At 54.4% G+C, this 25,655-nt stretch carries 23 protein-coding genes; 11 read left to right on the top strand and 12 right to left on the bottom strand.

All coding sequences use genetic code 11. From position 1 onward, the window contains the following. Positions 1–15: 15 nt before the first annotated feature. The 3 genes from purT to KK078_RS26635 all read right to left on the bottom strand — a co-directional run bounded on the left by purT (position 16) and on the right by KK078_RS26635 (position 3,063). Positions 16–1,218 carry a formate-dependent phosphoribosylglycinamide formyltransferase gene (gene purT / locus KK078_RS26645; RefSeq protein WP_254093391.1) on the bottom strand — a complete coding sequence of 401 codons (1,203 nt, stop codon included), beginning with the start codon at positions 1,216–1,218 and terminating at the stop codon, positions 16–18. A gap of 63 nt (positions 1,219–1,281) precedes the next feature. Beyond that, complete coding sequence (locus tag KK078_RS26640; RefSeq protein ID WP_254093390.1) at positions 1,282–2,373, bottom strand: sensor histidine kinase; 1,092 nt, start codon at positions 2,371–2,373, stop codon at positions 1,282–1,284. Positions 2,374–2,385: 12 nt separating this feature from the next. Continuing rightward, positions 2,386–3,063: a response regulator gene (locus KK078_RS26635; RefSeq protein ID WP_254093389.1), complete on the bottom strand. Its 678-nt coding sequence runs from the start codon at positions 3,061–3,063 to the stop codon at positions 2,386–2,388. Positions 3,064–3,345: 282 nt separating this feature from the next. Here KK078_RS26635 and KK078_RS26630 point away from each other — a divergent pair, with 282 nt between their 5' ends. Continuing rightward, complete coding sequence (locus KK078_RS26630; RefSeq protein ID WP_254093388.1) at positions 3,346–3,768, top strand: response regulator; 423 nt, start codon at positions 3,346–3,348, stop codon at positions 3,766–3,768. Between the two features lie 3 nt (positions 3,769–3,771). Here KK078_RS26630 and KK078_RS26625 read toward each other — a convergent pair whose 3' ends face one another. Genes KK078_RS26625 through KK078_RS26610 form a run of 4 tightly spaced genes read right to left on the bottom strand, consistent with a single transcriptional unit; the run spans position 3,772 to position 8,091 of the window. Next, positions 3,772–4,716 (bottom strand): phosphatase domain-containing protein, encoded by a 945-nt coding sequence (locus KK078_RS26625; protein WP_254093387.1) that lies wholly within the window; start codon positions 4,714–4,716, stop codon positions 3,772–3,774. After that, positions 4,713–5,588 (bottom strand): diacylglycerol/lipid kinase family protein, encoded by an 876-nt coding sequence (locus KK078_RS26620; protein WP_254093386.1) that lies wholly within the window; start codon positions 5,586–5,588, stop codon positions 4,713–4,715. Before KK078_RS26620 ends, KK078_RS26625 begins: the two co-directional genes overlap by 4 nt. Before the next feature lie 45 nt (positions 5,589–5,633). After that, a complete protein-coding gene (locus KK078_RS26615; protein WP_254093385.1) occupies positions 5,634–7,502 on the bottom strand; it encodes an N-6 DNA methylase in 1,869 nt (622 codons plus the stop codon). Next, positions 7,486–8,091 carry a restriction endonuclease subunit S gene (locus tag KK078_RS26610; RefSeq protein WP_254093384.1) on the bottom strand — a complete coding sequence of 202 codons (606 nt, stop codon included), beginning with the start codon at positions 8,089–8,091 and terminating at the stop codon, positions 7,486–7,488. Before KK078_RS26610 ends, KK078_RS26615 begins: the two co-directional genes overlap by 17 nt. A gap of 183 nt (positions 8,092–8,274) precedes the next feature. Between KK078_RS26610 and KK078_RS26605 the strand changes: the two genes are divergently transcribed. The 7 genes from KK078_RS26605 to KK078_RS26575 all read left to right on the top strand — a co-directional run bounded on the left by KK078_RS26605 (position 8,275) and on the right by KK078_RS26575 (position 15,521). Then, on the top strand, positions 8,275–8,754 hold the full coding sequence (locus KK078_RS26605) for a helix-turn-helix domain-containing protein (protein WP_254093383.1): 480 nt from the start codon (positions 8,275–8,277) through the stop codon (positions 8,752–8,754). A gap of 138 nt (positions 8,755–8,892) precedes the next feature. Beyond that, the gene (locus KK078_RS26600) at positions 8,893–9,375 is read left to right on the top strand and encodes a universal stress protein (protein ID WP_254093382.1); all 483 of its coding nucleotides are present in this window, start codon (positions 8,893–8,895) and stop codon (positions 9,373–9,375) included. Between the two features lie 23 nt (positions 9,376–9,398). Next, a complete protein-coding gene (locus tag KK078_RS26595) occupies positions 9,399–10,325 on the top strand; it encodes a bestrophin family protein (protein ID WP_254093381.1) in 927 nt (308 codons plus the stop codon). A gap of 65 nt (positions 10,326–10,390) precedes the next feature. Beyond that, a complete protein-coding gene (locus tag KK078_RS26590) occupies positions 10,391–11,083 on the top strand; it encodes a response regulator transcription factor (protein WP_254093380.1) in 693 nt (230 codons plus the stop codon). Further along, complete coding sequence (locus KK078_RS26585) at positions 11,067–12,461, top strand: HAMP domain-containing sensor histidine kinase (protein ID WP_254093379.1); 1,395 nt, start codon at positions 11,067–11,069, stop codon at positions 12,459–12,461. The genes KK078_RS26590 and KK078_RS26585 overlap by 17 nt, the downstream gene beginning before the upstream one ends. Positions 12,462–12,552: 91 nt before the next feature. Further along, complete coding sequence (locus KK078_RS26580) at positions 12,553–12,882, top strand: helix-turn-helix transcriptional regulator (RefSeq protein WP_254093378.1); 330 nt, start codon at positions 12,553–12,555, stop codon at positions 12,880–12,882. Further along, complete coding sequence (locus KK078_RS26575; protein WP_254093377.1) at positions 12,879–15,521, top strand: ABC transporter permease; 2,643 nt, start codon at positions 12,879–12,881, stop codon at positions 15,519–15,521. Before KK078_RS26580 ends, KK078_RS26575 begins: the two co-directional genes overlap by 4 nt. A 7-nt stretch (positions 15,522–15,528) precedes the next feature. Here the strand turns inward: KK078_RS26575 and KK078_RS26570 are convergent, their stop codons facing one another. From KK078_RS26570 to KK078_RS26550, 5 genes are all read right to left on the bottom strand, one after another. Then, positions 15,529–19,206 carry an ATP-binding protein gene (locus tag KK078_RS26570; protein ID WP_254093376.1) on the bottom strand — a complete coding sequence of 1,226 codons (3,678 nt, stop codon included), beginning with the start codon at positions 19,204–19,206 and terminating at the stop codon, positions 15,529–15,531. Beyond that, the gene (locus tag KK078_RS26565; RefSeq protein ID WP_254093375.1) at positions 19,184–19,735 is read right to left on the bottom strand and encodes a condensin complex protein MksE; all 552 of its coding nucleotides are present in this window, start codon (positions 19,733–19,735) and stop codon (positions 19,184–19,186) included. The genes KK078_RS26570 and KK078_RS26565 overlap by 23 nt, the downstream gene beginning before the upstream one ends. Further along, complete coding sequence (locus KK078_RS26560) at positions 19,732–20,985, bottom strand: hypothetical protein (RefSeq protein WP_254093374.1); 1,254 nt, start codon at positions 20,983–20,985, stop codon at positions 19,732–19,734. Before KK078_RS26560 ends, KK078_RS26565 begins: the two co-directional genes overlap by 4 nt. Before the next feature lie 180 nt (positions 20,986–21,165). Beyond that, the gene (locus tag KK078_RS26555; RefSeq protein ID WP_254093373.1) at positions 21,166–23,142 is read right to left on the bottom strand and encodes a sensor histidine kinase; all 1,977 of its coding nucleotides are present in this window, start codon (positions 23,140–23,142) and stop codon (positions 21,166–21,168) included. A gap of 184 nt (positions 23,143–23,326) precedes the next feature. After that, on the bottom strand, positions 23,327–23,749 hold the full coding sequence (locus KK078_RS26550) for a hypothetical protein (RefSeq protein WP_254093372.1): 423 nt from the start codon (positions 23,747–23,749) through the stop codon (positions 23,327–23,329). A 199-nt stretch (positions 23,750–23,948) separates the two neighbouring features. Between KK078_RS26550 and KK078_RS26545 the strand changes: the two genes are divergently transcribed. The 3 genes from KK078_RS26545 to KK078_RS26535 are packed head-to-tail and all read left to right on the top strand — an operon-like array spanning position 23,949 to position 25,422. Beyond that, complete coding sequence (locus KK078_RS26545; protein WP_254093371.1) at positions 23,949–24,521, top strand: RNA polymerase sigma factor; 573 nt, start codon at positions 23,949–23,951, stop codon at positions 24,519–24,521. Further along, positions 24,487–24,753, top strand: a complete 267-nt coding sequence (locus KK078_RS26540; protein WP_254093370.1) for an anti-sigma factor — start codon at positions 24,487–24,489, stop codon at positions 24,751–24,753. Before KK078_RS26545 ends, KK078_RS26540 begins: the two co-directional genes overlap by 35 nt. Before the next feature lie 6 nt (positions 24,754–24,759). After that, entirely contained in the window at positions 24,760–25,422 is a 663-nt protein-coding gene (locus KK078_RS26535) for a ClpP family protease (RefSeq protein ID WP_254093369.1), read from the top strand. Positions 25,423–25,655: the final 233 nt, after the last annotated feature.

The raw sequence follows: 25,655 nt of genomic DNA, 5'->3' as shown, positions 1-25,655 counted from the left end.
AACGAAGGGAATCTTTTATAAACTGTAATGCACTTTTCCGGCCATGGCATTGGCCTTTGCGCGGGCGGCCTCGATGCTGTCGGCTTTGGCCAGGCAGACGCCCATGCGGCGCTCGCCGTGCACATCGGGTTTCCCGAACAGCCGCAATTGCGTATCGGGTTCCACCAGCGCCTCGGCAACGCCCGTGAACACGACGTTCGTGGATTCGCCCTGCACCAGCAACACCCGCGACGCCGACGGCCCCAGCTGGCGGATCACCGGGATCGGCAACCCGAGGATGGCCCGTACGTGCAGCGCAAACTCCGACAGGTCCTGTGAGATCATCGTCACCATGCCTGTATCGTGCGGACGTGGCGACACCTCGCTGAAGTAGACTGTGTCCCCTTTAATAAAGAACTCGACGCCAAACAATCCATATCCCCCTAACGCGTCGACAACCTGGCGTGCGATATGTTGCGATTGTTCCAGTGCCCGGGCCGACATCGGGTGTGGTTGCCACGACTCCTGGTAATCGCCGTGCTCCTGCCGGTGGCCGATCGGCGCGCAAAACGAAACGCCATCCTTGTGCCGGATCGTGAGCAGTGTGATCTCGTAGTCAAAATCAATAAAGCCTTCGACGATCACTTTGCCCTTGCCGGCACGGCCGCCCTCCTGCGCATATTGCCAGGCTTTCTCCACCTGGTCTGCCTGTCGCACGGTGCTTTGCCCTTTGCCCGACGAGCTCATGATCGGTTTCACCACGCACGGAAAGCCCAACGATTGTACCGCCGCGAGGAATTCCTCTTTTGTCACGGCAAAAACATAGGGTGAAGTTTTAACCTGCAAGGTCCTGGCGGCCAGGGTACGAATGCCCTCGCGGTTCATGGTCAGACGGGCCGCCTGCGCCGTCGGCACGACATTAAAGCCCTCACGTTCAAGCTCAACCAGGGTCTCTGTGGCGATCGCTTCTACCTCGGGCACTATAAAGGTGGGTTTTTCCTGCTCGATGATCGTGCGTAGCGCCGGGCCGTCCAGCATAGAAATGACGTATGCACGGTGGGCTACCGGCATGGCCGGTGCATGTTCGTACCGGTCTACGGCAACGACCTCAACGCCATAGCGTTGCAGCTCGATGACCACTTCTTTTCCCAGCTCACCGGAGCCGAGCAACATGACTTTAACTGCAGACGTTGTAAGCGGTGTTCCGAAACGAACGGGGTGAATGGGCGTGATGTGCATACGGGTGCAATTATCGCATACCCGCCCGTAAGGCGCAAATCCGCAATTCGAAAGCCGTCGGTGTTACTCCTTGGGAAGCCGGATAAAGAATGAAGACCCGCGGTTTTCAACACTTTCAAACCACAGCTCGCCGTTCATCAGCTCGATAAGCTTTTTGGTCACCGGCAGGCCCATTCCAACCGATTTCTCCCCTTTCAGGCCCAGCCGGCCTTTACCGTTATTTTTTTGGAATAAGAATGCCTTCAGGTGGTCTGGTATGCCGATGCCATTGTCTTTCACCGTAATCGTAAAGTCGCTGTCGAGCTCTTCCACCATGATATCGATCTGGCCGCCCTCCGGCGTAAACTTGATGGAATTCGAGATCAGGTTGTGCAGCGCCTGGAAAAATTTCACCCCGTCTACATTGATGTACAGGTTCTCGAGCTTGGTGATCAGGCGAAATTGCTTGTCTTTGTTGGTTTCGACAAGTTTCTCCAACGTGGAGCCAACCTTCTCCAGGATGTCGAAGCGGCCCTTCTTGACAAAAATGTGCTCCGACTCCAGGTGTTCTTCCCGCAGCAGGTTGTTGATGATCTCGATGCACTCGCGTGTAATGTCCTGGATCATACGCAGGTGCATGTGGATGGCCTCGTACTGCTCGCCCTGGTATGACTTCTGCGCATGCTGAATGATATTCTCCGACAGGCTCAATGGGCCTTGCAGGTTGTGCGTGATCATATCCAGCAGCGTGTCCTTCTTGGCCCCGTAGTTGATCATGTAGTTCTCGTGCTCTTTCACACGACTCACGTCCTTGACAAAGCCGACGGCGTATTCGGCTCCATCCCACAGATAGGCATCACAGGATATATGTTTCACCACGCCGCTGGATAGCCGGATCCGGAACTCGGTATTGGTGATGCTGCCGGTGGCGAGCAGGTCGGCAAAACGCTGTTGCAGGTAGTGCCGGTCTTCCGACATAACAAAGTCCAGCAGCAGCCGCGACTGCGCCATGACGTTGTCGCGGGTTACACCAAAAATCCCCGTGAATGCGGCGTTGAGGTAGTCAAACGATCCTTCTGACAACTTGTAGACAAAAACGCCATCCTGCGAAAGACCGCCAATGCGTTTGATGTCATAAAACGGCTCTGCCTGCTGTGTCTCCGGTGATAGCTGCATAAGAACAGAATATTACACTTTCAAAAATCCACGGGCGGATGCATAAGCAATGAGTTCCGCCGTATTCTTTACTTTGGCTTTCAGCACCATATTCTTCCGGTGCGACTCCACTGTCTTCTCCGTAATGAATAACTGTTCGGCAATTCGCCGCGACGAAAGCCCCTTTGCCATGAGCTCCAGCACCTCGCGCTCGCGCTTGGAAAAGAACTCATCCTCGCCCCGCAGGGTGTCTTCAATGCCGGCAAGGAATTTATTAATATTTTTGAGTTTGCGTGAGGTCTCCACGCAAATATATTTCTTGTCGGCATGCACGGCTTTGATCGCCTTGATCAGTTCTTCGTACCCGGCTTTCTTTGATACAAAGCCCATCGCGCCGGCCTTCATGATCCGTGCCACGCGGTCGGCATCGTCGTACACCGAGTGTGCTACGACCTTTATCTTCGGATACTTCTTGCTCACGATCTCGCAGATTTCGAATCCGTCGATGGTCCGCACCTCTTGCATTCCGTCCAGATAGATATCCAGAAGCAGAATGTCCATGTCTTGCTCGTCAATTACTTTAAGAAGCTCCTCTCCTTGCTTGGCTTCTCCCACTACCTCCAACTCGCTATCTTGGTTTAACAAAAACCGGACACCATCCCGGATAATCTTATAATCTTCTAAATGGAATACTTTAATCTTTTCGGGCATCGTACTGTTTATTACAACCTTAAAGGTAGAATCGTAGAGATAATTCGATCAAGCGATAGAACAAATAGTTGTAAAAATCAGGGAAATCCCTGATAGAATGTCAGAGGGCAACCATCTAATATTGAAACTGTTTACCGACGACTTTACACCATACATAAATTGTCCGTGCATTGAACTATAGAATAGTAGCGTTGTCGTATTTATATCTAAAAATTTGTGCCATCGATCGTGTTGCCCGAATCACCACTACATCTCTCGCCGTCATCTTCAACATTACGCGCCATGAAATCGTTCTATAGTATTAAGCACGTGTACTATGCAGACGATGACCCCGATGATCGTTTCCTCTTTCAAGAAGTGCTTAGTGAGATCGATGCTTCCCTGCAACTGACGCTCGTCGATAGTGGGCATGCATTGCTCGACACGTTATGCACAAAGTCGACATTACCCGATGTTGTTTTTCTCGATTGGAACATGCCCGTTAAGAATGGGCTCCAATGTTTATTGGAAATCAAGCAAAATCAGCGTCTAAAAACCATACCCGTTGTTATTATCTCCACATCGTCAGAAAACAGCATCAGTCGGGAAACACTCGAGGGTGGCGCTTTTCGCTATATCCAGAAGCCTGTGTACGTTGCCCAGTTGAAGACACTTATTCAGGAATGCCTGCAGAATATCGTCGCCTTACGCCAGGGAGAGTGCTGAGTGTTACCACCGCAACGAGGTAGGTAAATTTTCCTCATAATAGAGGGTGATGTTTTGCTTCCGTAGCCGGGCTTCCGTCTTTTCTATCAACGCCTGGGCCGAGGAGGACCGCCGCACCTTCCGGATCAGGATGTACCGGATGTTGTCCGGGTATTTTTCCGAGGCGGTCAGATAGATCGATAGATCCAGTTGTGTATTGTCGCCGACCAGTGCAAATTGTTTATCCGGAAACAACGACAGGATCTGGTCCAGCATCTTTAGCTTGTGAACCCCCGGCGCGCCTACCTTCCGGTATAAAAACACATCCCGGAGCTTACGTAGCTGTTTTAGAAACAATGGCCCTGCCGGGAACTTGTTGTGGAGCAGGAAGCGGTATATCAGGGGGTATAGGTTCTGCTCGCTGTTCGAGAGGTATAGCACCGTGGCGCCCCGCTGTGCGGCGTCTGACATCAGCTCGCGCATGTTTTTAACCGCCCCGCGCTTTTCCATGGGCGTAAAGAGCAGGGTCCGCAGCTTTCTCAGTTTGTTCCGGATGAACGAGTGCAGCAGCGTGTCGTCGATGTCGGACACCAGCACCATCGGGCTGACGACATGATGCACGGTGCGCAGGTATAAGCCTTCCAGCAGCGTTACCTCGCCGCCCGCGGCCAGCGTCACGCGTTGCAACGTGCTGGGCACATGTTCGACAGGATGTTTGAAGAAAAACGCACCCGTGGCATCGGTCTTTGCCGGGATCGTTCCTTCGCCGAAATGCAAGGTCACGGCGAGATGCGCTACGGGGCGTGTGCGGTACAAAGCGAACAACGTGCGGAACGTACGCCGGCGGCTGTATTCCGTAAAGCTCAGGTCGTTCAGCCGCGTGGTGGCGATCTGGCCAAAGATCAGGGCTTCCCTTCCGTTTGAAAGGGCATAGAAGCTCAGCAGCACCGGTATCTTTTTGCTGCTCATGAGGGGATCAGCAAAGGAATGGCCGAGGCCAGTACGCGAACGGTCAGATGGTCCGTCATACCCATATACTCGCCGTCGATCTGAAAATGGGCTTTCTCGCTGATGCTGATCTCGGCCTCGCGGCAGGAGATGACATCGGCGAACATATTCTTGTCGATAAAGACGTTCAATGCCGTAAGCCCGGCTTTGATCGCAGCGTCCAGCGCGATCCGTTCTACGTTGCATATCTCGAATTTTCCATCTGATACAGACCCTTCGGAAATGTGAATGCCGGTGCCGTATTTGTGTGCGTTGGCAAATGCCAGCATGTAACCTTCTTTGCTATATTCCTGCTCGGGTGTTTTGATGGTATAGTGCAGCAGCGGCGTGGCCTGCATGGAAGCGATCAGGTGCCTGGCATAACCCAGCATTCCGCGCGATTCATCTTCGGAAAATTCTTTTACCATCAGCGCGTTGATGCCGATATCACCTAAATGTATACATAAATGTTCGTCGTTGAACTTCAACAGGTCCAGCGGATGTGTGCGTTCCGCGCGGATCACTGCCTCGACGGCATCGAGCGGGTTCGCCGGGATGCCGACGGCCGTGGCAAAGCCGTTGGCCGAGCCAAACGGCAACACACCAAACGGGATATTCAGATCGAGTATATTGCGTGCCACCATTTGGAGTGTGCCGTCCCCGCCGCCGGCAATGATCCGGTCCGGTTTATAGGCGTAGAGCTGTTCCTGGAGGGCGTCGTCGTCTTCTACGCCCGTGGTATACATAAACTTAAAGTCGAATCCCAGCTCGACCGCCAACGTATGGATGCGCAAAATGGCTTTGTCGGTATTTTTATTTCCGGAGGCGGGATTGATCACAAAAAGTATTTTCATGGATTTTCAGGGACAGTCGATTGACGAATGGGTATCGATAAAAAACTATGCCCGGTGCCGTCGTCCTAAAAAACGTGTCGCAATTTCCCGGCACGCGGTCCGGATGGCATCGCGCGCGGCGGCTGTCAGCGGCAGACCCTCATCCAGTGCGTGCGTATATAACAGATGCTCGATGGCGCCGTCCGTCTCGCGTTGCCAGTCGGCATTGGTCTCCCAGTCCCGTATAATGCGCCGGTGGTACACGCCCCGTACTCCCTCGCCCACGGCCGATACCATGCGGTCGGAAGCCTGTGGCACCACGCGCCGGATGGCGCGGGCAAAACGATCGGCACTCATGCCGCCATACGGCAGATGTGTGTCTTCGATCTCTTCGCTCTCCGGCGGATACGCATAGGGCACGGTTGGTATAGGGGTATTGTCGCAGTCATCGCAAAGCCCGGTCAGCAATGCATCCAGTGCATGGCGTGTCTGGAGTAATTCCCGGTCCAGGCGGTGAAGCTCTTGCTGTAACAATGCGACGCCGCCCGTCGCCGTCGGCACTTCGGGATGCATATAAGGCGCTATGGTCAGATTGAAGTTGTTCCGGGCGATCTTTTCCGGCGGAACACACACCGCTACATCTTGCTCGTCTTTATAGCGTACATACGCCGCGGTGATACGCGTAATATCTTCCGGCTGCAATACGGATTGTTTGCGGCCCGGTTGGTAGTGTTGACGGGCATCGATAAAGAGGATCCCGTGCCGTCTGCGCGACGGCCGGAGGATCAGTACTGCGGTCGATACCGGCGTGTCGGGAAACAAGTTGGCCGGCAGCGCCACGACGGCGTCGATCACGTTCGCTTCCACCAGCGCCCGGCGGATCCCGGCCTCTGCCCCAGCGCGCGATAGCATTTGCTGCGCGACGAGGATCACGGCGCGGCCGCCCGGTGCCAGTGTGGCCAGGATATGCTGTACGTATGCATAATCGCCCTTGCTTTTGGGGGGAAGCCCGTGCCGGAACCGTTGGTGCGGGTCGGTTCGTGCTTCGGTATGTCCCCAGTGTTCCAACGGCAGCATCAGGTTGGCAACGACCACGTCGAATTTTGTCAGCGCACCGTCTTCCTGAAAACGTGGATCGGTAATACTGCTCGCCGGCTCCAGCCGCACACCGGCCAGGCCGTAAAGATGTGTGTGCATACGCGCCAGCCGGAAGCCGCTGTCATGGTGTTCCTGGCCGTAGGCTGCAAAGTCGGGCGACGGGCGGCCCTGCGCGGTGCGTGTATGCAGCACGGTCGGGATCAGCAGCGCGCCATAACCGCATACCGGGTCGCAGATACGCTCGCCTGCGCGTGGGGCGGCCAACAGCGCCACCAGGTGGGCGACCGCCGGCGGTACAAACAACGCTTTATGCAGGTTCTCACGCGCGGGCGCCAGTTTCTCGAACAGGTATTGACAGGCTGTACCGGCCTCGGTATCAAACACAGGACGAGACAGGTATAGCAGGATGGGCCGCACGGTCTCTGCGGCGGTGCCCGTGGCCCCGGGCTTGAGATCGTCGAAGTCCACATCCCGGAATATACCGTGCAGTGTCTCGGGGTTACTGGCATCGGCTTGTCGCAGGGCCGCCGTTACCCGCGTGGCGATGTCGTCGTCGCCGCGGTGTCGCAGCAAGTATTCGAATGAACATTCCTCCGGCAGTTGAAACCGGTAGAGTGCCATCATGCGTGCCACCTGGGCGCTGTCCGCGCCATACTGTCGTCTGTATATTTCCCGTTGTGTGTGCCAGCCCGCGCTGATCGTTCGCAGCAGCAGGAGCGCTACGGTATACTGTAAGCTGAGGGGAAAGGTATAGGCTTGCGCCATTCGTTTATAGACGCGCCAGAGCACGCGGTGGCGCGCAGCGCCGTCGGGCGTCCGGTCACGGGCGAGGTCCATCGGCGGCGGGGGTTGACACAGCGGTTAATAATTGCCGGGCGATCAGCTCGGCGCGTCGCGCCTGGATCGTGCGAAGCAAAAGCATTTCTTCCCGGCGAAGCCTGTCGATGGCGGCGATGGTTTGCTGGCGTGCCAGGGGCGGCACCGGCAAGGTGATCCGAGCCAGCACATCTTTGTTGATGTTGGGTGTATGTTTGCCCACGGCGTGGGCTTTGAGGTATTGTTGTACCGGGGCTTGGTTGATATACCAGGCCAGGTAGCCCGGGTCGACCTTTTGTAGGTTCGGGCGAAGAATAAAAAATGCCGAAGCCGGTATCACGCGCGGCAAGACCGGTGTATAGGCAAGGGCATAGTTGTTGGCGCCTTTTGCCAGGAAGAGCACGTCGCCGGCGTGCAGCAGGAACTTGTCAGGCACCGTGTCTGTGCGGATGCAGGTAAGCGATGTGCCGACGCGGGAGTAGTGATCTTCGAGGTCTTTCATCTGCAGTACGTGCGCATTGCCGCCAGGGGTGTGTGACAGTTTGCTTCGAAAGGAATAGCCGGCCCATATACCGGATAAAACAGAGGGTAGGTTTTCTTCAGGACGCATGCCGATGACGATTAACGGTTCAACAATGTACTTGCATAATCGTTACGATGCAAGTTTCCCGGAAATGTATTTTACTGTATTCTATTGACGCTCACGTGGGTATACTATATTCTGGGCAAGTGTTGTGAGACTGATAAAAACGATACATTTTTACCATCACTGTTAGCAATTAATGTATAATTTATGGCGTTCAGGATTGAGGAAGACGACGAACCGATTCATCACGGCAGGAATTTAAAGCGCTTTCGCGAAATGGTTGGGGTCAAGCAAGAGTCCCTGGCAAATCAGCTCGGCCCGGGCTGGTCCCAAAAAAGAGTATCTCTGTTAGAAGGAAAAGAAATCATTGACGATGCTTCGCTGGTAGAAGTATGCCGCGTGCTCAGGATCAAGCCCGATATCATCCGGCAGTTTAGCGAGCAGGTTGCCCGCAGTTGTGTGATACAATGCTATGAACAGTCGCCTGACGAGCGGCCCGTGCCGTCTGTATCAGCCGCCTCTCCGGCGCCCGCCGGTGCCCCTGGTGATACCGTAATAAACAACACATTGCAAACCTTCCTGGATCAATGCCTGGCACTGTTCCAGGAGCAAAAACGGCTTTATGACGAGCTCCTGCACAGGCACTCCGTTGTCTTAGAGAAGCTCCACAACGGTACGAACGACTGAGGCACGGGATGGCCGTCGGCAGTTAGTAGTCGCTCTAATGGCATTTTAATCCTCTTCTTAAACTGTTTTAATCGGCCCGCCCCAGTTTTGGGGCAGACAACGAGGTCGAAGTAATTTTTCACTTTAACAGAAAAGAAGATGATCAAGCATGTTCTCATCCCCACCGACTTTACAGTAAAGTCCTTACAGGTAGTCCGCTACGCATTGGAAGATGCCGGCACTGCCAGGTTGAACATCCTGTTGTTCCACATGGTCGACATTCCGCATTCGATTACGGACCTGCTATTCTTTTCCAAAGAACAGCTTCGGAAAAAACTCATCAACCAGGATTTCAAAGACGCTTGCGCGGTACTGCGGAATAAATACGCGTCATCCGTTGCCGACTTGCAATGCGAGATATTTTATGGCTGCACGGCGCCCGTCTTTGAAAACTATGTCGATGCCCGCAACATCGATCTGATCATGTATAATAAGTCGCTGGCATTGAAAAGGATCGATGCCCGCAGCGTAGAGCCGTATGCGCTGATCCGCCACTGCCGCAAGCCGCTGCTGGACATCAGCCAGACCGCCACCCGGCACGAGGGGCAGGTCGATCTGTTCTCCATTTTATCGGGCACGTAGCCCAGACACGCATAAAGTATCATATGTTGCTTAAAAATAAAATACCGCTAACGTATGCCCTGGGGAAGATCCGCAAAGAGATCATTCTCGTCACGGCATATGCTATACTCATCGCATTGGTATACGACAGGTTCCACTTCACGCGCATCTCCATACCGCTGTCGGTGCCGATGGTCATGGTTACGGTGTTGTCGCTGCTGCTGGCCTTTAAATCCAACCAGGCGTATGATCGCTGGTGGGAAGCCCGTACCATCTGGGGGGCCATCGTAAACGACTCGCGCACGCTGGCACGACAGATCGCCACCATGACATTTACCGAGTATGACAGCGACGCGCTCGACATCTTTCGCGAACGCTTTATCAAACGGCAGATCGCCTGGGGGTACGTATTGGGACAATCCCTGCGGGGCGCCCGTACCTTTAAAGGACTGGAAGACGTGCTCGTGGAGTCGGAACGCAGCTACATCGACCGCTATGACAACAAGCCGTTTGCTTTATTGGAGCTGCACGGCCGAGACCTGAACTTTGCCATGCGCAAGAAATGGCTCAACAAATACCAACAAGTTGAGATCGACAATACCATCACGCGCCTGTGTAATGCCATGGGCCAGTGCGAACGGATCAAAAACACGGTATTCCCTTCTACGTACAGTTTGTACATACGCTTTGCGATGTACTTTTTCATTATATTGCTTCCGTTTGCCTTGATCGAGATGTTCGGCCTGATGGAGATCCCCATGGTTGTGGCGATAGCCTCTTCGTATCTGCTGATCGAAAAGATGGCCATCCACCTGCAGGATCCGTTCGAGAACCGGCCGACCGACACCCCTGTTACCGCGATAGCGGCCACCATCGAACGGGACCTGCGGCAGGCATTGAACGACCTGCACACCGACCACCATAAATCCCTGGCGACAAAGGGCAAGGAGCACGACTATTACATTATGTAGCCCCTGCCCCGCCCCGAGCAAACGCTCGATTGAACTGTCCGTAGAAGGTGACTAACTTTGCAGGTATGAAGATTCTGTTGGTTGAGGATGAGCTGAACGTGGTGTCATTCATCAAACGTGGATTGGAAGAAGAGAATCACGTGGTCAGCGTGGCGATGGATGGCCTGTCGGCTTCCGAGATGCTCCGACAGGGTGCCTTTGACCTGGTGCTGCTCGACATCATGCTGCCCGGCAAAAGCGGTATAGAGATCTGTAAAGAGCTGCGCCAGGAAGGCAAGACCATGCCGGTGATCATGCTCACGGCGCTGGGCTCAGCCGAAAACACCGTCACCGGTCTGGACAGCGGTGCCGACGACTACATCGTCAAGCCCTTTAACTTCAACGAGCTCATGGCGCGTATCCGGTCCGTTTCACGACGGGCCCATCCGCGTGTGTCCGACAGCCAGATCCTCTCGCTGGCAGATCTCTCCGTTGATGTCGAAAGCAAGACCGTTACACGCCAGGGCGTTCCCATTCAGCTCACCGCCACCGAGTTCCGCCTGCTGGAATACCTGCTGCGCAACCGCCGGCGGGTATTGTCGCGTGTCGATATCCTCGAAAACGTGTGGGACATTACCTTCAACCTGGGCACCAACGTCGTGGATGTATACGTCAACTACCTGCGAAAAAAGATCGATAAAGAATTTGAGCCCAAGCTGATCCATACCGTCATCGGCATGGGCTATGTATTGAAAGAGGTGCATGAAAATACAAACTAAGATCGCCCTGCTGTTCAGCTTGCTGACGGCATCGTTTATTGCATTGCTCAGCTTGCTGGCCTATTACTTTGCCAGTCAGCACGCATTCCAGGACTTTTACCGACGGCTCGACATCCGCGCGATCATAGCTGCCAAAGCCGCCTTTGAAGAAGGCGAATCAGACACCCGTACCTACGAAGAAATCCGGCAAAGACACCTGGAGAAACTCCCCACCGAAGAGGAATACTTTCTGCGGGTAGACGACGAAGGCATGGTCATCCCCAATCCGAGCTATAGCCTGCCCCTGTCCGACAACTTTTACCGCGAGGTTATCAGCGAGCGTTACGGCACCTACCGGCACGGCAACCGTTTCTATACGGGAATACTTTATACCGGTCACGCCGGCCGATATGTAGTCATCGTCTCGGCTACGAATGAATACAGCGACGCGTATACACACAACCTGCGCAACATCTTTTTTGTCGGTACCTCGCTGTCGGTACTGGTGGCCTTTACCGTCGGCATGTTGTTCTCGAAACAGGTGTTGGCCCCGATCCGCCGCATCACCACCAAGGTACAGAACATCAGCTCCACTAATCTTCACCTGCGTCTCGACACCCACGACGGCACCGATGAAATCGGTCAGCTGGCAAGTACCTTTAATAACATGCTGGACCGCCTCGAAACATCGTTCGAGTCGCAGAAGAACTTTATCAGCAATGCGTCGCACGAGTTGGGCACTCCCCTGACCGCGATCATTGGCGAAGCCGAATACGCGCTGCGTAAATCGCGCGACGAAGAGGCCTATCGGCAGTCCATCAAGGTCATGCTTGACGAAGCCAACCGGCTTAAACATATTACCGTCAGCCTGCTGAGCCTGGCGCAGACCGGCTTTGATGGCAAGAAGCTTAACTGGGAGCGTATCCGCATTGACGAGCTTCTCTTCGCGGTGTTCAATACCATTCACAACATCCACGCCGAGAGTCAGATCCACATAGACCATAAACTGTTTCCGGAAGACGAGTCCCTGCTGACCATCGAGGGCAATCAACAACTGTTGCACATGGCGTTCGGCAACATCATTCTGAACGCCTGCAAATACTCCGACAACCGCCCGGTGTCGGTGGCCGTCGGGGCCAGTGACCGCGAAGTGATCGTGTCGGTGGCTGACCAGGGCATCGGTATTCCGGAAAACGAATTGAAGTATATCTACGATCCCTTCTTCCGCGCGTCGAACACACGCAGCTATAAAGGATATGGTATCGGCCTGCCGCTGTCGCGCAACATCATCCGCCTGCACGACGGTCAGCTCACCGTGAGCGCACAGGAAGGCAAAGGCACACAGGTACAGATCCGGTTACCCATCGCCAAAGAGCATACACCCCAGTCGATCCTGTGATCGGGCCCGGTCATGCCCGACAAATATAATCCTTTTATTATTTCTTCTTAAAAATAGAAACATATCTTTGCTCCCATACGTACAACCGCTTATGAAAGGTTACCTGGGAGAATTTGAGGAGCTGGTCCTGTTGACCATCGCCGCTTTACAAGCGGGCGCTTACGGCGTCGGCATTAAAGAAGATATCGAGCAGCGCACGGACCGTGAGATCAGCATTGGGGCGTTGCACGCCACCATCACGCGGCTGGAAGAGAAAGGTTTTATCGAATCCTGGCTGGGTGATCCCACGCTCGAGCGCGGCGGCCGGCGCAAGCGTTTCTTCCGGCTGACGCAAGAAGGCAAGATGGCGTTGCACCACGTCAAGGCCCTGCGCGATGAGCTGTGGCGTATTTCCAAGATCAACCTGGCCCTTCCCCAATGAGTGCTGTCCCACGACCCCCGCGTTTGCCGGAGCGGATCTTCCGGTGGTATTGTTCCAGCGCCCAGGTCGAAGACCTGATGGGTGATCTGGAAGAAATATACCGGCAAGACCTGACGCGCATGTCCGCACAACAGGCCCGGCGTCGGTATTGGCGCAATGCCACGGTATTGTTGGTCTCCTACGCCGTTAAACGACGCAAACAACACGCAGCCCATCATCCCCTATCCTCCAATACGCATCCCTTTATGATGTTACGAAGCTACTTTACCATCGCCGCCCGCAGCCTGGCGCAGCAGCGGTTCTTTACACTGTTGAACATTGCCGGTCTGTCGATCGGTATGTCCATCAGCTTGCTGTTCATCGCCATGGTGACCTATATCAGCCAGTATGATACCTTCCACGTGCAGCGCGACCGGATCTACCGCGTTACCACACAGGTGCTGGATGGCGACAATAACCGCGAGTATGCGTCCGCTCCCCTGCCGCTGTTCGAAAAGTTGCAACAGGAGTGTGCCGCGGCCGGTACGGTGGTCCGTATTCAAAATCAGCTGGCCAGCAATGCCCGCTATAAAGAAAACGACGTGCCCCTGGCCGGATACTTTGCCGACCCCGCGTTCCTCGACGTGTTTACCTTTCCGTTGGTAAGAGGCAACCCGGCCACGGCGTTGCAAAAACTGAACAGCCTGCTGATCACCGAAAAAGCAGCACGAAAGCTATTTCGCGACGAAGACCCGCTCGGCAAGATCATTACACTAAAAGAATATGGCGAATTCGAGATCACAGGTGTCTTACGGGATCACCCCAAGAACTCGCACATGCAGTTTGAGGTCATCACGTCGTACGAGACGTTGCTCGCCTGGCAAAAGATCCAGCCGAAATCCCTCGTGGGCGATTCGTGGTCGTATTTTCACGGCAACTATATATACTTCCGGTTGGCAGACCAGGCTCAGCTCGCCGATGTCGGGCACTACCTGCAAAAAGCCGCGCAGTCTGTCTATGCCCGGCCCGATCAATATCGGGCAGAGTTCCACATCCAGTCGCTGAACGATATTGTGCCCGGCCCCGAGCTCTACAACAGCATCGGCCCCGAATGGGGGTACCTGTCGCTTTATATCTTTGCCGCGCTGTGTTTGCTGATCCTGCTGCCTGCGTGCTTCAACTATACGAACCTGTCTATCTCCCGGGCGTTGAAACGCGCCAAGGAGATCGGGCTTCGTAAAACCATGGGCGGCCAGCGCTCCCAGATCTTCCAGCAGTTCCTGACGGAAACGGTGCTCATCACACTGCTGGCACTGGTGGGGGCATTCGGACTCTTCCTGGTCATGCGCCAGGAGTTCCTGTCGATGCTGGTAGCGTCCAATGCCCTCGAGCTCAATGCCGACCTGCCGACGATCATATGTTTTATACTCTTTGCAACCGCTGTGGGGTTTGTCGCCGGCATCGTGCCCGCGGCGTACTTCTCCAAGCTCAATCCGGTACAAGCTATCCGCAACATTGTGCCCAGCGGAGCCTGGGGTAGCATGTTCCTGCGCAAGTGTCTGATGGTATTCCAGTTCGCGTTGTCGCTGGGCTTTATTATGAGTGTGGCCATCGTGCTCAAACAATACCGGACTTCCCTTACGTTCGACCTGGGGTTCGACAAAGCGAACATTGTCGATGTACAGCTGCAGGGTGTCGACCCCGGGCGCTTTCGGAACGAATTCTCCAAGCTGGCGGCGGTACAAACTATATCCCTGTCAGGCAGTGTGCTGGGTACGTCCTTTCCGGAAACGGAGTATGTTGTTCAACCGGACCAGTCCGATTCAACATTTGCGTATAGCATGCGGATCGACCAACACTACCTGGGCAACTTCGGGTTGCAGCTCGTCGCCGGCACCAACTTTGGCGACGCGCCGGGCGAACAAAAAAACCAGATCCTGGTGAATGAAGAATTTTTGCGGGTGCTTAAACTCGGTACCGCCATCGAAGCGGTTGGCAAGACCGTGACCTTACCGGATAACAAAGAAATACTGACCATACGCGGTGTGGTGAAAGACTTTTACTACCTGTTGTTGAACGAAAGGATCCAAAGCTTTTTCTTTCGCTACGACGCGGAGCATGCGCAGGTTGCCAACGTCAGGATCGTTTCGAATGATATCTTTCAAACTTTCACCGACATGGAGAATACCTGGAAGCAACTGGGCGCCGAGGCCCCGTTCGAAGCGCGGTTCTTTGAGGATGAGATCGCAGACAGCTACGTGGGATATTTCTCCATGGTCAAGATCTGCTCGGCCCTGGGCGTACTGGCCATCTCCATCTCGTGTTTAGGCCTGTTGGGCATGGTCGTCTATGCCACAGAAAACCGGATCAAAGAAGTGGGCATCCGCAAGATCATGGGCGCGTCGACGGCACAGCTCGTCATGCTGTTGTCGAAGTCGTACTTCCGGCTGCTGGCCCTGGCGGTCATGATTGCGGTGCCGTGCACATACCTGCTGTTTGACAAAGTGCTCTTACGCATTCAATATTACCGCATCGACATCGGCGTGGCCGAGATCGTGGTCAGCATCGGACTGTTGCTGCTGCTGGGCCTGGTCACCACCCTTTCACAAACCTGGCGCGCCGCGCGTGCCAACCCCGCCGACACCGTGCGTCACGAATAAACGTGGCTCACGGCTCGATCGTCATCGTCAGCAGCGGTATGACTTTTACATACCCGTGCTGGTCCTTGCGGAATTTATAGGTGTAGTTGTAGTGCGTCTCCAGCTTGCTTTCGTTGGGCAGGCCGTTGATCAGGCAGATGTTGCGCTCTTCGGCAAAGTTGATCAGCTCCTTGAGGTACGCCGCGGAGATCTGCCCTACTTCGTCGATGATACAGTGTACAAAGAAGTTGCGCGCTGTCTTTTCGGTCGACTCCTTGATGAATACATTTAACAGCGTAATATAGATCACTGCCTTTACCAGCATATCCGTACCGGTAGAGCCCACCTTGTCGATCTTTTCGATCCATCCCGTGTCGTTCTTACCTTCTTTGATCCGGAAGCGCAGCTCGAACAGATCCTGTACCCGAATCTCTTCGTACTTCTCTTCGCTGATGGTCCGTTGCAGGTCGTTCAGGAGCTCCACCGAGCGCTTATCGATCTCTGCCTTGGCTTTGTTGGACTGATTGAACAGGTTGACCTCGCCGTACAGGAATGGGTTCTGCTCGCGGAACTCGGCGATCTTCTGCAACTTGCGCAGCACCTTGTTTTCGCTGTCTTCCGATTTGAGCTTGATGTATTCAATCAGCTTGGAGCTTTCGAACGACGCACGCCCAAAGTCGGCTTCCATCTTGCTGATCATTTTGGTGATCCGGCCTTTGTGCTCCGTCAATGCCTTCATCTTGCTGGAGATGGCATCGATCAGCATGCCGTGGCTCTTGGCCACCTCGGCAATGGACGTCTGGATCTTATTCTCGTTATAGAACTCCTGCAGGTATGCCGCAAAACGCTCGTACTCACCCTCACCCGCCTGCGGGTTGATCTTAAAGTTCATATGGTTATCCGGGCGGAAACGGCCCGCAAACTCCGTGACATTGTTCCGGAACTTCTCGAACTGGTTGTGGTATTCGGTATCGTTGGCCAGCAGTTGTGAACATAGTCCCACAATTCCGGCATCCGAGTGTATCGCCAGCGTGGGCTCGATGATATGACGTAGCCTGTCGAAGAGTGCACGTTCGCGGAAATGGCGTTCGAAGTGCTCCAGTCCTTCGGTATACCGTTTGAGATCTTCCGCCAGCGAGCGGATATCCTGTTCGAGCTGGCTCTTCTTCTTTGCAAAGGCTTGCTTGATTGCAGCGAAATCTTTTTCCGATTGCTGCACGCGATCTTCCAAGCGTTCCTTCTCGCGCTTGAACTCGTCCACTTTGTCAAACAGCTCGCGTTTATCCTTGCGATAGTCGTTGATCAGCTCGGCGTGTTTGTCAATGGTTTGTACCGCTTTGCGTGCCGCCTCGATCTCATCCTTAAGTTTTTTAATGCGGCTGTCGTCAATGCCTTTGTTCTTCAGCACCTTGCTCTTCTCTTTCTGCAGCGCCGCTTTATGATCGGCATACGCCGAAAGCTTCTCATCGCGCACGTCCTTGAGGCGTGACGACTCCTGTTCGAACGCAGCGGTAAGCGCCGCGAGACGTTCGTTAAAACGCCCCTCCAGCTTTTTCCGGTTCTTGGTAAACACCTCATCCAGGTTGGCCAGGCTCTCCGTCAGCGTGGCGATATCTTTCTTGATAACATCCTGTAGCTGGTAGCTTTCCAGCAGGTCTTTCTCGCGCAGCGCTTCGCCTTTTGCTTTCCACTCGCTCAGATCGAGGGTATATTGCTTCTCTTTGTGCTCGTCCTGGCCGGCTTCATACTCCAGTTGCGTCAGCTCATTCTTCAAATGCGCCGACTTCTTGCTGATCGACGCCAGCTTGCCCTGTTCCTCGTGCGCTTGTGTCTCCCGGAATTCCAGGAAGGCCAGGTTCAGCGCGGCGATCCTGTCGATATAGCCTTGCTTTTCCAGCGCGTATTGCTCCAGGGTTTTGGAGAACACCTGCACCTGGCCGAGGTCGAGCTGGATGCCGTAGAGCGTGTCCAGGTTCTTCTTGATAACCTTTGGGTTGAGCTCCCTGTTAAAGAGGATCTCTTCGTTACATACTTTGCCGATGGTGCTATACCAGTCGGGGTAGTTGTCCTGCAGGAAGCCGAACAAGGTATGCTGGTGTACCGACAGCTTCTGTTCGATTGCCTTGATCTTCTCTTCCAGCCCGGCCACCTCTTCGTTGTTGCGCGCGATGTATTGCTCCGATGTCAGCTTGTTCTTTTCGCGAATATGGTCGCCTTCCTTCTTCAGTGAATCGATCTGGTTGTTCTTCACGGTAAAGGCCGACGACCGCTCCAGCTTCCGCCGGCTGATCTCCTCCAGGTTGGCACGCAGTTGCGCCGACTCTTTTTCGAAGTAGCGCTTGCCGTGTATTTCTTTTTCGCGGAACGCTTCGTCTTTCTTTTCCAGCTCCTTTTGGTTGAGCGCCTGTCGCAGCCGGCTGACCTCAGCCTGGTGCTGTTCTTTCAGGTCGCTTTCCTCCCTGCGGAAATCATCACGCAGCACGTTCCGGTCGTCCTGGTATTTACGGTCGAGCTGCAGGCCTTCGGCACGCAATACGTTTTCAAACTCACGCCGCTCGTTCTCCAGGCCGTCAAACAATGTCTTGAACTGCAATTCCACATCGCTGAAGCCTGCCGTGAGGGTGGCGTATTCATTTTCGCGGGCTTGCACTTCCAGCGCCAGCTGGGCACGCTCGTCCATTTGCCTGAGGGCATCGGCAATGCCCCGCTCGTCATACTCCCGCTGTTTTTTGTCGGCCTCGCGGATCTTCGACTTGAAGGCCCCGATCTCCTGGTTGATCTCGCGGTTGGCTTCCTGCTGCTCCTGCTCCTGCTTGCGGAACTCGGCCTCCTGCCATTCGATCTCTTCGCGGTGGCGGGCCACTTCCTGTCCCAGAACCTGCTGCTGCTCGGCGGCGTACTTCAGGGCGCCACCCAGCTCGGTGGCTAAGGAACGCTGTTTGAGCTTCAGGTTCTTGATCTGTGTAAAATTGTCTTTGATCAGATCACCCCGCGTCGAATTCTCCTTGCGAAAGAACGTCTCGATGTCCTGGTACCGTTCGCTGAACTGGCGCAACTGGCGCTCTACGGTTTTGAGCTCGATGTTGGTATGCTTGGTGCCGATCGAGTTCGCGATACACTCTTTCACAAACTCGGCGCGGATCACCGACTCCGAGCTGAGGAAGATCGATGTAATGGCCAGGGGAATGTTGTGGTAGCTCGCGTTCCCCTTCATCAGGGCAAACTTCTTGTACCGTTTGTCGGGGTCGGCGCCGTAGATGATGTTCCGGTACCGCTCGAAGGTCTCGATCTGATCGCTGTAGTTAACCTTGTGCTCGTTCAGCCGTGTCAGGAGTGCCTTCGGCAGCAATGCCTCGCTGTCGACGATATAGTGGTCCTGGTCAAAGGCAGAATCCACAAACCGGTAGAAGATCTTCTCCCGGCGGTAGAGCATCACGTGAAAATATCCTTCCTCCGTCGCGATCTCATACACGATGTACGAGTTGGGGTATTGAAAGTAATAGTCTTCAAACGACTTCTGCGAGCTGGAGATGCCCAGGCCCCGCGTGTTGGCGCTGTAAAAGAAAAGGATCGCGCGCTGCAGCGTGGTCTTGCCCATGTTGTTGGTGCCCACAAAGCAGGTATTGCCCGCAATCTCGATGCTGGCATAATCGGTGTTACCGATATTGATAAATATAATCCGGTTAAGAATCCGCCTGTTCTCCATCTTCTTCCTCGATTGTTATGAGTGAGATCACCTGCTCCAGGTAATGGATCGCGTCCATTACCTTGTATGTGTCCTCATCCTCTTGTTCAAAAAATCCGCCCGCCGTCAGGTCGTTGGCGATCTCTCCTACCTTGTCCACCATCTTCTCCCGGCGCGACAACGCAAAGAGCTTTTGCTTCAAACGCTCGTTGGCGTAACACTCTTCGGCGATCTGCGTGACGCGATACCGCGTGCCGACCACCGGCTTTACATCCATCGAAGAAAAGAAGTCCATCACGTCGATGTAATACGCAAACTGCTCCAGCTTCTTTTCCATGATGGTGTTGGTCTCCTCCTGCTGGCTGAAGTAAAAGTAGTTGTGCCCTTTCTCCAGGTGGTAGCCGGTGTGGGCAAAAAACTCTTTCAGGATCTGAAAGTTGTCTTCAAAGTTGATGACATCGAACAACTTGCCCCGGCTGCCGTTCGAGCTGATAAAGTTGCCCTTGCTCAGGATGCTGAAGATCTCCGGTGTCTGCTTGGGTATGTTCATGATGCTGTTGCCTCCTGGGTGGGTTCCTTTGCCACGCGTTTTTTGGTGTTAGCCTTTACGATCGCATAGCCTACCCGCTGCTTCTGTTTCTTTTCGTTGATGAACTCCATCGACCCGAACTTGCCCGAGAAGGTCAGCTGCGCGTCGTAGTCGATGGTAATACCCACATAAAGCGATATCCGCTTCTCGAACGTAAGGTTGCCGGCTTTTTCCGGAAACTTATAGTCCAGCACGAACCGGAAGAGATCGGTCTGGCTCTCCATAAACTTCTCTACCAACCCGGCAATGTTCAGGCTCGAAGACTCCTCCTGGTTGAGGTCGTCAAAGCCCGCCACCATGCGGCCCGCCGGCTTGCGGTGGGCGCCGCGCAGCAGGTGAAGCTTGGCCGCTACCTTCTGCGTCAACTGGTAGCCGTGGTCGGTGTACAGAAAATCCAGTGACAACCGCGACTTGAGCGGGATACGCTTGTGGAAGAACATCGCCTGGATATCGGCCACCACGTCCACGAAGTTCGTTTTATACTTCAGCTCTTCGTAGTCCTTCAATTCCTTGAGGCGCTGGATCTTTTTATAGATCGCCGACTGGTGCTGAATGCGGTTGATGTAATCGATGATCTGCGACTGGATCTCGTTGAGGTAGTCACGGTTGCGCACCAGCGTATACCGCAGCTCCAGCACGATCGAGCTCAGCTCGGCGTCGATGATGGTATTGAAGAATCCTTGCGCGTCGCCGATGATCTGCTCCGATTCTTTGATCAGGTTGATGATGTCGTCGCGCTTGCGTTTGTACTTCTCGAGCTCCTGCAGCTTGATGACATAGTTGTCCTGGTTCTTGTACGTATCGTCGATGTTCTTGTGCAGCTTCATCACCTCGCGCGAGGTGGTGGAGTTGATCTTCTTCAACGACCGCTTGATGTTCCGTAAGAACTTGACGTTGTTGTCGATGCGGTAATAACGCAACCCCTCGTTCAACGCCTGGATGTTGTCGTTGATGAAGCTCGTCGTTACCTCGCCGATCTCCAGGAACTCTTCAATGAAGGTGACGATGCGGTCGTCGAGGCTGATGATGTTGTTGTTCTCGTGGATCAGCTCGTTGACCACCAGCTTTTCCAGCTTGTCGTCCGTCATGTCCTCGCGGGCGAGGATCTCCGACTTGTTGACGGAATCCTTGTTGCCAAAAAGCATCTCGACCACCTCCTTGTTCTGATACAAGAGGTTGACGAGGTCTTTGATGCTTAGCGGGTTCTTCACGGATCTCTATTCGGTGCTTGGCGGTCGATGCCAGGGACAAAAAACAGGGTCTTGCTGTCGTTTTGTTCCAGGACGTCGCGGGCCGGTTGAAAAATCGTGCAAGATAGGAAATTCAACCGGAAGGATAAGGTACCGGCCAAAACCTAAATCACTGGCAGTGAGTTTGGTATAAGATTTTCGCTAAACGACACCTCCGAGTGGCTGTGGCAGCGTAAAAACAAAAACCGACCCCTTGCCCGGCTCGCTTTCTACCCAGATGCGGCCGCCGTTCTTCTCGATAAAGTCTTTGCAAAGGATCAGGCCCAGGCCTGTGCCCTTTTCGTTGGCCGTGCCTTTTGTCGAATGCTTCGTGTCGATGCGGAAGAGCTTTTGCACCACTTCCGGGCTCATACCCACTCCATTGTCGGCAATAGCCACCTGCATCTGGCCCTGCCGCGATTCGGCCGTCAGCCAGATGCTGCCCCCTTCGGGCGTAAATTTGATGGCATTGGACAGCAGGTTGCGCACCACGGTCGTCACCGAGTTCTTGTGCGCCTGCACGATGCGTGTGCCTTCGCTCTTGTAGGCAAGCTCGATCTTCTTCGTCTGTGCCTGCGCGGTCAGCAGCGCCTTGTTCTCTTCCATGACCGTGGCAAGGTCAAACACCTCGGGCCGGAACTCGATGTTGCCCGTCTGCGAGCGGGACCACTCCAGCAGGTTCTCCAGCAAGGCAAACAGGTTCTTCACCGATTTGTCGAGGTCCTGCGCCAGCATGCGGATCTCGTCCTTGCTCAGGCTGTCCGTATGGTTGATCAGCAGCCCCGAGAACGAGGTCAGCGAATTGAGCGGCCCTTTCAGGTCGTGGCTGATGATCGAAAAGAATTTGTCCTTGGTTGCGTTCAGGTCTTGCAGCGCCAGGTTCTGTTGCTGAATGGTGGCGTTGGTCTGCTCCAGCATGCGGTTGGTGCGCTGCTTCATCATGTACTGGTATAGCACCAGCAGAAGGATGACCACGGCCAGCGCGATGAAGGCATAGAGGTATAGTTGGCGCTCTTCCTGGCGCCGGATCTCTTTCTCGCGTTCAAGCGCTTTGTCCTCCAGCGTACCGATCTCCGCTAATCGAAATTGCATCTCGGTCTCTGCGGTTTGGCGATCGTTCCGTTCGGCTTGAATCAGGTCGCTGATGGCGATTTGGGAGTTCCCATATTCCAGGGCCTTCTGATAATCTCCCAGCTCACTGAAGCAATACTTCAGGTATTCATAGCTTTTGGCGATCTCGTGCTGGGCCTGGGCTTCCTGCGCAGCGTCCAGACCGGGCAACAGGTTCGCAACAGCCTTTTCATATTGCTTCTCCCGATAATAGAACGCCCCGATGTTATTGTACGACTGGGCTATCCCGCTTTTATCTTTGAGCCTGTTTCGGATCTCAAGCGCTGCAACATGATTTGCCAGGGTGCGGTCGTCCTTTTTTTGCAACGTATACAGTTCACCGATCGCATTTAACGAGATCGCTTCGTTCTTTCGATCGCCGAGTGTCCGCCACACCGACAGGGCCTCCTTGTGGCGTTTCAGTGCCTCTGCATAGTTATGTTTTGCGGTATAAAGATTTCCTAAATTAAACAACGCCCTGGCAACCTCTGGCGATCCCGCTAATTCGTCGCGACGGTGGAGGACCTGCTCATAGTTCTGCGCGGCAGTCAACAAGTGCAATGAATCCTTGCTATTACTGGTGCCGCTGGCTGCATAGGCCTTTCCCAGCTCGTTGCGAATTTTGGCAAGGAGTTGCTCGCTTTTAAAATGTGTGCTTAACTGCAGCGCCAGGGTCAGGCGCTGAATACTGTTCCGATAATCGCCCGTCATTTCCGATGCCCGGGCCAACGCCATACAGGTAAAGATCTTCGGCCCGTACAAATGCAGTGAATCCTCCAGGATCAGTGCCTGGCGGAAATACGCAATAGCCTCAAACTGGTAAACGGACAAATAGATCGCTCCCGTCTCCGTCAGCGCCTTCGCCTGGCCGGCGGCATCGCCGGCGTGTTGGGCTTGTCGGTATCGCGTGTCGGCTTCTCGGAGCAGCCGTTCGATCTGTGCTTTCTTTCCCGCTTCCGGAAAGCTGTCGTACCAGGTCAGGTCGGCGTTGATATCCTCCTGGCTATAGGCCCCGGTGAAGCAGAACAACAAAAAAATGGATACGATAAAAAAATATTCTCTCCGGAATGGCATCCCTTAAATTTCCTCAAAAGTGGAGAAAAACCAGTGGAATATTCAATGGAAGTTTGCCGTAAAACTTACGTAGTCGGCCAATGCTCGTCGCACCCGACCAACGATGCCCGGTCATGCCGTTGCAAATGATCACCCGACCTTAACGCGCTGCCGGCGCCTCGACTAAAAAACTGTCGAGCCAGGCAATCGCCTCCTGCCGTTTGTTGAACAGTTTGGTCTGTATAGGAAACTTATTGACAGCGGAAAGGATCAGGTTGATGTAGTAAAGCTTGAAGGCGTTGCCGTTGGTCACAATGGCTCCGCGCTTGAGCCCCGCCGCCACGGCCAGCGGCATCATGTCCTTCTCGAACCACTTCCGGTTGTCGGGGTTGATCACCCCCTGATTGGAGATGTCTGACAGCATACCGTCGACCGGAAACTTACGGCCAAATTCCAGCATGGCGAGAAATGGTTTTTTGTATTCATCGGTGGTAGGGCTTCCGTTCCAGATCAGGATCATGGAACGCTTTTCCGGAAAATAGGTCACCGTAGCATAGGGGGCGTCAAAGACGGTCGTATTCATGGGGGGTAAATTCGCTTGGATAAGATACGGAAAAACCAGGCGCGCAGCGCAATCCATTGTCGCTTTTTACGGGCACAGAGGCATTTTTAACCTAGGTGTAACATGCGACCGACCGCGTGGTGGCACCCTGGATAAAAAAATTCCGTTAAAAAGGGTGATCTTATGCCGGCAAGAGACACATACTGCTAAACAACACTGTATGATCACGATGGAATCCGTCTTGTGTTTACCCGACACGACCACCGATGAGGTGTTCTTCGAAGAGATGTACCGGCAGGCCTTCCCGGTCGTGGCCGGCTTTGTAAGCCGTACGCAGGGCACCTTTCAGGATGCGAAGGATATCTTTCACGATGCCCTGGTCATCTACCTCGAAAAGCGCGCTGCCGGCACGTTGCAGCTCGCGCGTACACCCGAGGCCTATGTGGTGGGCATTGCCAAGCATCTCTGGCTGCGCGCCGTCAGACACGATCGGCACGCGCTGTCGCTCGACGCATTCGAGGCCGGTCTGTCCATCGCCGAGCATGCTGCCGACGTACCCGACGGCAAACGCCTGCTGCGCTTCCTGGAAGTGACGGGTAAAAAATGCATGGACCTGCTGCGCGCATGGTACTACGACGGCCTCCACGGCAAGCGCCTGGCCGAAACGCTGGGCTATGCCAACGAGCACACCGCGGCTGTGCAGAAGTATAAATGCCTGGAAAAGGTACGGAACGTGGTCAAGCAAAAATCAATGGACTATGATGACTTCCTGCACGGACACACAGCAAATTGAGCAGTATATAAAAGGGCAGCTGTCTACCGGCGAGCGGCTGTTGTTTGAAGCGCGCCTGCTGACCAGCGCCACGCTCCGCGCCAACGTGCGGGCCCAGCAACGGGTGTACGAGCTGCTGCGGCTCTACCAGCGCAAGCAGGTGCTGCAACAGGCCGAGGCGGTGCACCGGCAACTGTTCACCGATCCGGCACACGCCGACTTTCAACGATCCATCCATCAACTTTTTCACTAGCCGTATATGGTACAAGCAAATCTCATCCCCATGGTCATCGACGGCCGTGGCGAACGCGCCTATGATATCTATAGCCTTCTGCTCAAAGAGCGCATCGTCTTCCTGGGCACGGGCATCAACGACGCCGTGGCCAACGTGATCGTGGCGCAGCTGTTATACCTCAATAGCCTCGACCAACGGCAGCCCATCAGCCTATATATCAACAGCCCCGGCGGCAGTGTATATGCCGGCCTGGCCATTTACGACGCCATGCAGATGATCCAGGCGCCCGTGTCGACGGTCGCCGTGGGGGTTTCGGCCAGCATGGGAACGGCGCTGCTGACCTCGGGCGCCAAAGGCAAACGTTATGCCCTGCCCCACGCCACCATCCACATGCACCCCACCAGCGCCGGTTCGCAGGGATATACCGAAGACGTACGCATCGCCACCCGCGAGCAGGAGCGCATCCAGACACAGCTCTTTCACCTGATCGGGAAACATTCCGGCCACACGTGGCAGGAGATCGAAGAGTACTTTTTACGTGACCGGTATTTAAGCGCTCCGGAGGCACGGGATTTTGGTTTGATCGACGAAGTGCTCGGCGATACCAGCGACGTCGTACAGCTGGACGCCCCCTCTTTTGGCATGCGCCTGCTCGGCGATCAGCTCAAACAAACCGCGCTAACATAAGTGTGGAAACCAATCGGTGTCTAATATTTTCACGGAGGTTTTTAGCAATTATTCGATCGATGGCTTTATTTGCAGAAAAAATCGCCCGTGAAGATATTGGTCGTCGACGATGAACAACTGGACCTGTTCGTAACCAAAAAGCTGCTAGGTCTTGAAAGCGACGCCGAGGGTTTTACTTCCGAGGAAGAGGCGCGGCGGTGCGCCAAAGACTATCACTTCGACGGTGTATTGAT

Source organism: Dawidia soli, from assembly GCF_018598185.1.
Classification (GTDB): domain Bacteria; phylum Bacteroidota; class Bacteroidia; order Cytophagales; family Cyclobacteriaceae; genus Ohtaekwangia; species Ohtaekwangia soli.
The sequence above is the reverse complement of the archived record's forward strand: the minus strand, read 5'-3'. Positions and strand labels throughout refer to the sequence as shown.